This window comes from Kitasatospora sp. NPDC001119, assembly GCF_053598475.1.
Window position 1 is genome coordinate 1 of sequence record NZ_JBSFKI010000083.1, and the last position, 10126, is coordinate 10126.

At 72.7% G+C, this 10126-nt stretch carries 8 protein-coding genes and 2 pseudogenes; 6 read left to right on the top strand and 4 right to left on the bottom strand.

The genetic code is table 11. The annotated features are described in order from the left end of the window. The 5 genes and pseudogenes from ACWDD9_RS43490 to ACWDD9_RS43510 all read left to right on the top strand — a co-directional run. A pseudogene (locus ACWDD9_RS43490) lies at nt 1-100 on the top strand (NmrA family transcriptional regulator); the annotation flags it as partial. Nucleotides 101-183: 83 nt separating this feature from the next. Continuing rightward, nucleotides 184-831, top strand: a complete 648-nt coding sequence (locus tag ACWDD9_RS43495) for a hemerythrin domain-containing protein (protein ID WP_049653942.1) — start codon at nt 184-186, stop codon at nt 829-831. A gap of 289 nt (nt 832-1120) precedes the next feature. Beyond that, a complete protein-coding gene (locus tag ACWDD9_RS43500; RefSeq protein ID WP_449814755.1) occupies nt 1121-1636 on the top strand; it encodes an anthrone oxygenase family protein in 516 nt (171 codons plus the stop codon). A 303-nt stretch (nt 1637-1939) separates the two neighbouring features. Further along, the gene (locus ACWDD9_RS43505) at nt 1940-2305 is read left to right on the top strand and encodes a hypothetical protein (protein WP_143204557.1); all 366 of its coding nucleotides are present in this window, start codon (nt 1940-1942) and stop codon (nt 2303-2305) included. A 323-nt stretch (nt 2306-2628) separates the two neighbouring features. Next, nucleotides 2629-5028, top strand: coding sequence for a lamin tail domain-containing protein (locus ACWDD9_RS43510; RefSeq protein ID WP_449814756.1), 2400 nt, complete (start codon nt 2629-2631; stop codon nt 5026-5028). A gap of 87 nt (nt 5029-5115) precedes the next feature. Here the strand turns inward: ACWDD9_RS43510 and ACWDD9_RS43515 are convergent, their stop codons facing one another. Continuing rightward, nucleotides 5116-6339: an FAD-dependent monooxygenase gene (locus ACWDD9_RS43515; protein WP_449814757.1), complete on the bottom strand. Its 1224-nt coding sequence runs from the start codon at nt 6337-6339 to the stop codon at nt 5116-5118. Between the two features lie 175 nt (nt 6340-6514). On the opposite strand from ACWDD9_RS43515, the gene ACWDD9_RS43520 reads away from it, so the two are divergent. Then, nucleotides 6515-7084 (top strand): MarR family winged helix-turn-helix transcriptional regulator, encoded by a 570-nt coding sequence (locus ACWDD9_RS43520; RefSeq protein WP_449814758.1) that lies wholly within the window; start codon nt 6515-6517, stop codon nt 7082-7084. 85 nt (nt 7085-7169) lie between these two features. Here ACWDD9_RS43520 and ACWDD9_RS43525 read toward each other — a convergent pair whose 3' ends face one another. The 3 genes and pseudogenes from ACWDD9_RS43525 to ACWDD9_RS43535 form a co-directional block, all read right to left on the bottom strand. Then, the gene (locus ACWDD9_RS43525) at nt 7170-8495 is read right to left on the bottom strand and encodes a M64 family metallopeptidase (RefSeq protein ID WP_449814759.1); all 1326 of its coding nucleotides are present in this window, start codon (nt 8493-8495) and stop codon (nt 7170-7172) included. Nucleotides 8496-8594: 99 nt separating this feature from the next. Continuing rightward, on the bottom strand, nt 8595-9314 hold the full coding sequence (locus tag ACWDD9_RS43530; protein ID WP_449814760.1) for a hypothetical protein: 720 nt from the start codon (nt 9312-9314) through the stop codon (nt 8595-8597). Nucleotides 9315-9862: 548 nt separating this feature from the next. Further along, a pseudogene (locus tag ACWDD9_RS43535) lies at nt 9863-10126 on the bottom strand (FAD-binding protein); the annotation flags it as partial.

A 10126-nucleotide genomic window follows, 5' to 3' on the forward strand; every position in this document is an offset into this window, starting at 1 on the left:
GTCGCTGGGCGACGGGGTGCGGCGGGCGTTGGGCCGCGAGCCGCGGGACTTCGCCGACTACGCCCGCGAGGCCGCCGCCTCGGGCGTGTGGAACGTGTGAGCCGACCCGTCCGGGGCGGCTCCGACCGCCCGTCTCCGGGCGGGCGCTGGTAGGGAATCCGAACGGACACTGGAGGTCTGGTCATGACGGACGGCACAACGGTCTGGTCGACGGAGCAGGGGCTGCGCGCCCTGCCCGAGCAGCTCAAGGGCTTCGGCCTGATGCACGTCGCGATGCGCCGGGACGCGGCACGGCTGACCGCCGCCGCGCAACGCGGCTCGGCGGGCTCCGCCGCGGCGCTCGCGGAGTGGTTCGGGCGGCTGCGCTCGGTGATCGACTGGCACCACCACAGCGAGGACGAGATCCTCTGGCCGTACCTGCGTGGCCGGGTTGCGGGCTTCGACGGCAGCGGGGTCCTGGAGGAGGACCACGAGGCGCTGGACGCCTCGATGCGCCGGGTCGCCGGGGTGCTCGGCTCCGGACTGCGCGCCGAACTCCCGGAGGCTGCCCAGGCGTTCGAGAGCCTGGTGCGCGAGCACCTGCGGCACGAGGAGCCGGTGGTCTTCCCGGCGCTGGCCGGCCTGTCGGTGGACGAGTACCTGCGGGTCGAGCGCCGGATCATCGGGAGCGCGCCGACCCAGGTGATGACCTACCTCCAGCCCTGGATGTTCGACGGCGCGGACGCGGCCTCGGTCCGGGCGGTCTCGGCGACCATCCCGGCCCCGGTGCGGCTGCTCGGGCGGACGGTCCTGGACCGGCGGTACCGGCGCGGGCTGGGCGCGGTGCTCTGAGCCGGCCTCTTCGCCGTGTTCGCCGGGGCGGCGAGGTGCGCCGGCCCCGGCCGGGCGCGGCACCGCCGGGTGCCGCAAGTGCCCTGCCGGGGGCCGGGGTTCCGGTTGTCGCGGTTCCGTTGCGCGGCGCGCCGCACGGTGGGCGGTGTCGAGAGTTCCACGTTCGTCGGCGCCGCACTCCGCGGGGCCGGAAGATTGAGAGGGTCCAGGGATGCGTTCGGATCAGACCGCGGTTCCGCTGTCGTACACGGCGCCGTCGGCCATCGGGAGTGCGGGGGTGGGGAGTTCGGTGCGGGCTGTCGGACAGAGCAAGGCCGCGGGGCCGCTGCTGGTGGGTTCCACCGTGGCGATGGGCCTGATGGCGGGGCTGTTCTTCGCCTTCGACGTGTCGGTGATGCCGGGCCTGGCGGCCGGGGACGACCGGACCTACGTCACGGCGATGCAGCACATCAACAAGTCGATCGAGAACGGGCTGTTCGGCCTGGTCTTCGTCGGCGCCTTCGCGGCGACCGGCCTGGCGGCCTGGCTGCTGCACAAGGCAGGCCGGCGCCAGGCGGCGCTCTGGGCGGGCCTGGCGACGACGCTGTACGTGGTGGCGCTGATCGTCACCATGGGCGTCAACATCCCGCTGAACAACGAGCTGGCGGCGGCCGGCGACCCATCGCAGATCCACGACTTCGCCGCCGTGCGGGCCAAGTTCGCGGACAGCTGGGTGCCGGTCAACATGCTCCGCACCGCGCTCTGCACCGGCGGTCTGCTCGCGCTGACCCGCTCCCTGGTGCTGTACGGCCGCGGCGGCCGCTGAGCCCCGGCCCGCCCGGTTCCGCGCATCGCCGCTGTGCCCGTCCGCCTCGTGCGGGCGGGCACACGCGCGTTCCGGGGCCGTGCGCCCGCCGTCGTGGCCGGGCTGCCGGGGCCGGCCCGGTGCGCTGGGGCGTGCGCCGGTGCGCCGGTCCGGTGCGTTCTCCCAATTCACTTGGTGAGACACCGAGTTGGCGAACCGGTCCGATGTGGTGGAGCATAGGCCGGGCCCGGTCCGTTGCGGTGCGCTTGCGCCGCGGCCGAGCACCGTACAGCTGCTGGGGAGGAGGCGGTTCCGGTGACTCCGGTGGAACGTCCGTTTCTGGTGCGGGGGAAGGCGGTACCCCTGGCCAGATATCTGGCGGAGGAGGCCATCGAGGGCCTGGTGGCCTGCTCGTGCATCGGGAACGAAGTCTGCATCGACCTCGCCGACACCAGGATCCTGGTGAGCCTGGTCGACGTCGCCGACGTGCTGCGGCTCAACTTCCACATGGTCCAGGACGGCCCGGCCAAGCCCCGCTCGTGGTCGCGACGGCTGCCCGCCGGCACCGGCCCGCGCGAGACCGCGTCCCGGATAGCGCTGGACGTGCGGGCCCTGGAACGCGAACTGGCGCCCTTGCGCCGGCGTCCGCCCCGGCCGGTGCCGGGGGCGGCGCAGCACCGCCCCGGCTGAGCCGGGCGGGCGGCGAGGGCGACACGGACGACGAGGACCGGCCCGGGTCCGGCAGCGGGGGTGCTGCCGGGCCCGGGCTCCGTGCTGTTCCTGTTGTTTCGGTGAATCAACAAACGCTCAAAAGGCGGCAGTTGACCGCCTGGATCCGGAGCAGAGTCTCCCACTTGTCGCGCGTAGAAACGTTCTTCCGCCGTACGTCTGGCCGTTGCCCGACGCGACCGGTAGGGATCTGGTGGCACTGCTAGAACCTCAGCGCCCCACTTTCCCATCCGTGGTCACAACCGCCGGGCCGCGCGCCCGGACGGTGGTCAGGAGTCAGCCTCATGCGGAGCACCCCGAACCCCCGGATCAACCCGAGAGCGCCGCGGTTCCGGCGCCGGACGCTCGCGGCGGCCTCCGCCGCGGCCGTGGTGGCGGCGCTGGTGGCGCTGCCCGGCGGCGTGGCGCAGGCCGCGTCGCCCGACATCGTGATCAGCCAGGTGTACGGCGGTGGCGGCAACTCCGGCGCCCCGTACGCCAACGACTTCGTCGAGCTGTACAACCGCGGCACCGCGCCGGTGTCCGTCACCGGCTGGACGGTGCAGTACGCCTCGGCCGCCGGGGGGAGCTGGTCGCGGACCACCCTCTCCGGGACGATCGCGCCCGGCCGCTACTTCCTCGTCCAGGAGGCCGCCGGAGCCGGTACGGGCGCCGCGCTGCCGACGCCGGACGCCACCGGCACGATCGCCATGTCCGCGACCTCCGGCAAGGTCGCCCTCGTCACCAACGGCACGGCGCTGACCTGCACTTCGGGCTGCGCGAGCCAGTCCGGGGTGAAGGACCTGGTCGGCTACGGCAGCGGCGCGAGCTCCGCCGAGGGGACGCCGACCGGCAACCTGTCGAACTCCACCGCCGCCCTGCGCACCGGCGGCGGCGCCACCGACACCGACAACAACGCGGCGGACTTCGCGATCACCGCGCCCGTGCCGCGCAACTCCTCCTCCACCGGCACCGGCGGCAACCCCGCCGGCACGCGCATCCACGACATCCAGGGCGCCGCCCGCACCTCCCCGCTGGCGGGCAGCGCGGTCAGCGCCGTGCCCGGTGTGGTGACGGCCGTCGGCCCCAACGGCTTCTGGTACCAGGACCCGCAGCCCGACAACGACCCCGGCACCAGCGAGGGCATCTACGTCTACACCGCCGGCGCGCCCTCGGTCGCGGTCGGCGACTCGGTGACGGTGAACGCCACCGTCACCCAGTACCGCCCCGGCGGCACCGGCGGTACCACCAACCTGTCGATCACCGAACTGACCGCGCCCACCGTTACGGTGGTCGCCCACAACGTCGCGCTGCCCGCCGCCACCGTGGTCGGCCAGGGCGGGCGGGTGCCCCCGTCCGCGGTCATCTCCAGCGTCACCTCCGGCGACGTCGAGGCGGCCGGGAACTTCCAGCCCGCCACCGACGGCCTGGACTTCTGGAGGTCGCTGGAGGGCATGCGGGTCGAGATCGACAACGCGGCCGTGGTCGGCCCGACCAACAAGTACGGCGAGCTCGTCGTCGTCCCGCCGGGCAGCACCACCCGCACCAACCGGGGCGGCATCCTGCTCCAGGCGAACGACGGCAACCCGGAGCGGGTCGTCCTCGGGAAGGCGCTCGCGCCCACCCCGACCGCCAACGTCGGCGACACCCTGACCGGCGCCACCGTCGGCGTGCTCGACTACGCCTTCGGCAACTTCACCCTCCAGGTCACCGCGACCCCGGCGGTCACCTCCGGCGGCATCGCGCCCGAGACCACCGCCGCGCCGACGGCCGGGCAGCTCGCCGCGGCCACCTTCAACGTGGAGAACCTCGCCCCCTCCGACCCGCAGAGCAAGTTCGACGGCCTCGCGGCGGGCATCGTGACCAACCTGCGCTCGCCCGACCTGGTCGCCCTCGAGGAGATCCAGGACAACAGCGGCGCCACCGACGACGGCACGGTCAGCGCCACCCAGACCCTGGCCAAGCTCACCGCGGCCATCACGGCGGCCGGCGGCCCCTCCTACTCCTACCGCGAGATCGACCCGGTGGACGGCCAGGACGGCGGGCAGCCCGGCGGCAACATCCGCCAGGTGTTCCTGTTCCGCACCGACCGCGGCCTCTCCTTCACCGACCGCCCCGGCGCCGGATCCACCACCGCCGACTCCGTGGTGAACGCGGGCGGCACACCGCAGCTGGCCTACTCGCCCGGGCGGATCGACCCGACCAACTCGGCGTTCAACTCCAGCCGCAAGCCGCTGGCCGGCGAGTTCCGCTGGAACGGCAAGCCGGTCTTCGTGATCGCCAACCACTTCAACTCCAAGGGCGGCGACCAGCCCCTCTTCGGCCGCTACCAGCCGCCGGCCCACCCCTCGGAGACCCAGCGCCACGCCCAGGCGACCGCGGTGAAGGGCTTCACCGACCAGATCCTGGCCGTGGACCCGAACGCCTCGGTCATCGTGCTCGGCGACCTCAACGACTTCGAGTTCTCGCAGACCGCCGACATCCTCACCGCCGGCGGCTCGCTCACCGACCTGCCGCGCACCCTGCCGCTGCCCGAGCGCTACACCTACGTGTACGAGGGCAACTCGCAGGTGCTGGACCACATCCTGATCTCCGGCGCGCTCGCGGCCACGTCGTACAGCTACGACATCGTGCACATCAACAGCGAGTTCAGCACGCAGCTCAGCGACCACGACCCGCAGGTGGTGCGCATCCCGCTGCCGTAACGGCCGGGGACGACGGTGCCGGTCTCCCCGTTTCTGGGGAGGCCGGCACCGGTGGTCCGGTGGTCCGTCGTCCGATCGCCCTGACCGTCACAGCCGTCCGGCGTAGTCCGGCAGCCGCAGGCCCGAGTGGGCGGCCCGGGCCGTCCGGGCACTCGGCGTCGCCAACTCGCTCGCGGCGGACTCCGGATCGCGCACCACGGCGTTGCGGGCCTCCAACTGCTCCCGTGTCCTCGGCGCCACCGACGTGCCGCCTCCGGTGGCCAGCGCCTGGTTGCGCTCGGCGAAGGGGCGCATCCGGCGCTCGTAGGCCGCGAAGGCGGCGGTGTGGTCGGAGCGCGCGGCCAGTTCGCCGGCCAGGACGTACGCGCCGACCAGGGCGAGGCTGGACCCCTGGCCGGACAGGAACGACGTGGCGTGCGCGGCGTCGCCCGCGAGGACCACCCGCCCGCGCGACCAGCTGGGCAGGTGGATCTGGCTGACGACGTCGAAGAAGAGGTCCTCGGCGTCCCGCATCGCCGCCACCAGGCGCGGCAGGTGCCAGACCCGCTCCGGGAACCGCGCGGCGACCAGCTCGCGCTGGGCCCGCGGATTGCGGAAGGCCTCGAAGGGCGGGTCGTCGCGGGTGAAGGTGAGGAAGCCGTGGAGCCGGTCGGCGGGTTCGTGCGCGTTGAGGACCGCGCCGCGCCCGACGTCGTTCCAGACGACGGCCTCGCGGACGAGGCCGAACTCGTTCGGGAGCGTGAAGCCGGCGAAGACGTGCCCGAGGTAGCGGTGGAAGGCCTCCTCGGGGCCGAGGACCAGCCGGCGGGTGTTCGAGTGCAGGCCGTCCGCGCCGACCACGAGGTCGAAGCTGCGGCTGGCGCCGCTGTCGAACCGCACGTGGACGGCCTCCCCGTCGTCCTCCAGTGCGGCGATCGAGTCCTCGAAGAGGAACTCGACCCGGCCGCGCAGCGGCTCCTGGAGGGCGTCGGCCAGGTCTCCGCGCCGGACCTCCAGGTCGTGGCCGGCCGCGCCGCCGGTCAGCTGTTCCGGGCGCAGCGAGCCGACGGTCCGCCCGACGGAATCGACGAAGGTGATTCGCCGGCTGTCGACGTGGGCGGCGCGCAGGCGCGGCAGCAGCCCCATGCGCTCCACGACCTCGCGGGCGGGCCCGCGGACGTCGATGGCGTAGCCGCCCCCGCGCACGGCGGCGGCCTTCTCGACGACGGTCACCTCGAATCCGTACCGGTCGAGCCAGTACGCGAGCGCGGGGCCCGCGATGCTGGCCCCGGAGACGAGGACGCGACGGGCGGGGCGTGACACGGTGTTCATGGCCTCTCACTTCCTTCCCGGCGGGCATACCCGCCGGCGCGTCGGTGGTACGCACCTGGACGAGCGGAAAGATACGTACCTCAGGTATCTTTATGGAGGTCACACGTCGCCCTCGCGGGCGGTGGCCACCCCCCACGATACAGATACCTAACTTAGGTATGCAAATGGAGGTGCCATGCCCGCCGCGGCTCCTGAGCCCGTCGAGGACCCCGGGTTCCCCGAGGCGTCCGACCCCCTCAAGGCTTCCGATTCCCCCGAGACCCGCGAACCGGGGGAGCCGCGGCCCGACCTCCTCGCCGCGCTGACCCGGATCTCCCGGCTCAGCGCCGCCCTCACCCGGGGCCGCCTCGTCGAACGCGCCGCCGAGGAGGCGGGCCTGGGGCGCGACCGGCCCGCGGTGGGCGTGCTCGTCACCCTGCGCACGGCCGACGGGCCCCTGCGGATCGGCGAGATCGCCGACCGCATGCAGGTCGTCGGCCCGCACATCACCCGCCAGGTCCAGATCCTGGAGAAGCACGGCCTCGCCCGCCGCATCCCCGACCCGTACGACGCCCGGGCCCGCCTCATCGAACCCACCGAGGCCGGCGCCGAGGCCGTCAACCGCTACCTCGCCTTCCTGCTCGGCTGGTTCACCGACGCCCTCGGCGACTGGCCCCGGCAGGACCGAGACGACCTCGTCCGGCTCCTCGCCCGCTTCGCCGACGATGTGACGACCCGGCTCGCCAGGCTCGACGAGGAGGAGTAGGGGCGGGTCGCGCTTGCAGGGGCGAGCACGCCGCCGCCGTCCCGCCCGTGTCGACCAGTGGGCGGGACGGCGGCGTCACGTCGTGTTAGCGCGTCACCGTCCAGGACAGGCTCGCGGTCAGCTTCGCGCGCAGCGCCGGGTCCGCGACGGCCGGGGTCGGGTCGGTGGCGACCGCGGTGAGCACGTGCGGCCGGGAGCGTGGCCCGGTCAGCTTGAGCTCGGCCAGGTCCAGTGCGGTGCGGCCGCCCAGTCGGGGCAGCTCCTTCCCGTCCAGGTACCAGCGCAGCCGGGTGCCGGCCACCGGCAGGTCGACGGTGAGGTGGTCCGCGGCGGTGAGCCGACTGCCGTTGGCGGTGGGGCTGGTGAGCGGCGTGGCGTGGCGGTAGAAGCCCGCGATCATCGCCTCGCGCCCGGGCAGGTTGAACTCCCGTCCGAGCGAGCGCATGATCGAGTTCTCGGTCGGCCGGTAGAGCCCGGTCGGGTAGTAGCCGCCGCCCTCGTACGCGCCGACCGTGCCGCCGTCGGGCGAGGCCTGGCCCAGCCAGCGCGACCACTTGGTGCCCTGCTGCCGCATCCGGTCGGCGGTCAGGGTGCTGATGTTGGCCTCGGTGGGCTCACTGCCCTGGTACGTCCCCTGGCCGTCGTATGCGTACTCGTCGGCCAGCTTGCCCAGCGAGTGCCCGGTCTCGTGCACCGCGATCTGCCCGGACTTCGCGTTGCCGCCCGCCACGGTGGCGATCCCCTCGTAGCCGAGCGGGGACTTGACGTCGTTGTAGCCGGCGCCGCCGTACTTCGCGCTGTTGGCCACCACGAGCACCAGGTCCGCCTGCGGGGCCTTCGCCGCGTACGACTCGACCGCCTTCTCGTCCACGCAGAGCAGCCGCTCCACGCCGTCGCACCAGAAGTACGAGCCCAGCGCGGTGTGCCGCACCGTCCCCTGGTCCGGATCCCCGGTCACCCCGGACTCCGGCGATATCGCGGACACCGCCCAGACGTTGAACAGCGCGCGGTAGCTGGCGTAGGGCTCCACGGCGGTCATCTCGCGCCACTTCTGGGCCGCGTCCGCGCGGAACTTGTCCTGCTCCTGCGCGGTGTACCCGTCGCCGATCACCACCACGTCCAGCTTGGCGGCCGGCTCCCCGTTGCGGACCAGCGCCGTCACGTCGCCGTCGCCCCGCATCGGGGCCACGCCCTGGGCGCGGTCGGCGAGATAGGGGGAGACGGCCGGGGCCTGGGCCCGGGAGATGCCGCCGTCCTCGGCGAACACCTCCACCTGACGTGTCGACGGCTTGTCGCCCGCCGGACGGTTGTCGCCCGCCGGACGGGCCCCGGCGGGCGCGGCCCCCAGCACCGCACCGGCGAGTACGGTGGCGAGCAGGGCGGTGGCGGTTCTGACGGTGGTGCGGTGCACGGGGGTCCTTCCGGAGGGAACGGTCTGTGGCCTGCTCCCTTCCCATGGCGATAACCTGACAATCCTGCGTCAGCGCAAGCCGATTCCCGAACCCTCCGGTCACGCACCGGCCCGGGCCGGCCCGAAGGACAGGCGGCCGACCACCGCACAGGCCACGACGGTGCTCAACCAGGCCAGGACGGCGACCGTGATCGTCACGGGGAAAGACCACTGGAACGCCCCGATGAGGACGAGGGAACCGGCGAACGACCCGACGGTGAACACGATGCTCCCGACCTGCACCACGTCCCTGAGACCCTCCCGGGACCGGTGCAGACCGTGGACGACCGCCGCACTGCCGACGCTGATCAGCAGCGCCACCCCGAGGACGGGCAGCCAGGGCAGCTGAGGCTTCACCGCCCGGTGGCCGCGGTACGAGATCTGCACGACCTCGCCCTTCCAGACCCCCACGTCGATCGCGGTGCCGACCTCCACGTCCTGGAAGAAGGGCTCGCCCACGTCGTACTCGTCGCCGCCCGCGGTCTCGCGCGCGACGACCAGCTTGTACGAACTGAGGTCGTTCTCCCGGTCGGTGTCCACCTTCTTCCTCACGACCCGCCCGCTCTCCAGCCGCAGGCAGTCCGCACCCGCCCCGGCCGCCGACGTCCCGCACACCGGGGCCGTCCGGTATGCCACCGTCACGTCGTACGTGCGCACGAAGAGGAGGAACCCGGCCACGACGGGCACCAGCCCCGCCAGCACGATCAGCACCCGCCCCGCCGCCCGGAGCCGCGCCGCCCGCCTGCTCGGCTTGATGACCGGTTCCGTCCCGACGTCCATCGCACCCTCACCCACCCCACGACACCTGCCCGTTGCATCCGGTGCTGATTCCCGGTCGCGGACCGCATGATGCCAGGGAGCACCGGCGGGCGCCTCCGGGATGCCGGATCGACCGGGGCGCCGGGGTAGTGGGCTTCGAGCCCGTGTACGTCGAGCTTGACTGGTACGACGGTCCGCGCAAGGGGCTCACCACCGTCGACGGCGTGTCCCACTAATTCCAGTGCCGCGAAGCCGACTTCACTGTCGCCCCGACCGCTACCACGTTTGGCCCGCGGACGAGCGCGCGATCGCCATGGAACGTGAACAGTGGGCCGCCTACGTCGAGGGGCGTGAGGCTCCGGCACCTGTACGGGGCCGCGAGTTCGGACGGATAGCGCGATGAGCCGGAAGCACGTGAAGTGCCCGGCTCATTCGCGCTTTTACTCTTCGCGCGGTGCGTGCTCTTTTTCTCTTCCCAGGGCCCGGGTTTCCGGCTCGGATTCACGGACTGGTGTCCGTTTTTCCGATCCCGGGTCTCGTGTTCTCTTCTTCAGCTTGTTTTTTGTGTGTTAGGGGAAGATGTTTTGGCCGGGGGTGAGGGTGTGGGTGGGGTCGTAGGTGTTTTTGGCGTTGGTGAGGGTGGTCCAGTGGGGGCCGTAGTGGTTTTGCCAGTCGGTTTGGGTCATGTTGGGGATGGCGCCGACGAGGTAGCGTTTGGCGCCGAGTTGGGTGGCGGTGTTGTAGAGGGTGCGGTTGCGGGTGAGGGCGGGTTGGGGGTTGGTGTTGGGGTGGGGGAAGGCGAGGAAGTCGAAGAGGTAGGTGGTGGGTTCGTT

Excerpts from the sequence above, each read along its gene's own strand:
- ACWDD9_RS43530 (WP_449814760.1), bottom strand. The coding sequence starts at position 9,314 with ATGGACGTCGGGACGGAACCGGTCATCAAGCCGAGCAGGCGGGCGGCG.
- ACWDD9_RS43495 (WP_049653942.1), top strand. The coding sequence starts at position 184 with ATGACGGACGGCACAACGGTCTGGTCGACGGAGCAGGGGCTGCGCGCC.
- ACWDD9_RS43515 (WP_449814757.1), bottom strand. The coding sequence starts at position 6,339 with ATGAACACCGTGTCACGCCCCGCCCGTCGCGTCCTCGTCTCCGGGGCC.
- ACWDD9_RS43520 (WP_449814758.1), top strand. The coding sequence starts at position 6,515 with ATGCCCGCCGCGGCTCCTGAGCCCGTCGAGGACCCCGGGTTCCCCGAG.
- ACWDD9_RS43510 (WP_449814756.1), top strand. The coding sequence starts at position 2,629 with ATGCGGAGCACCCCGAACCCCCGGATCAACCCGAGAGCGCCGCGGTTC.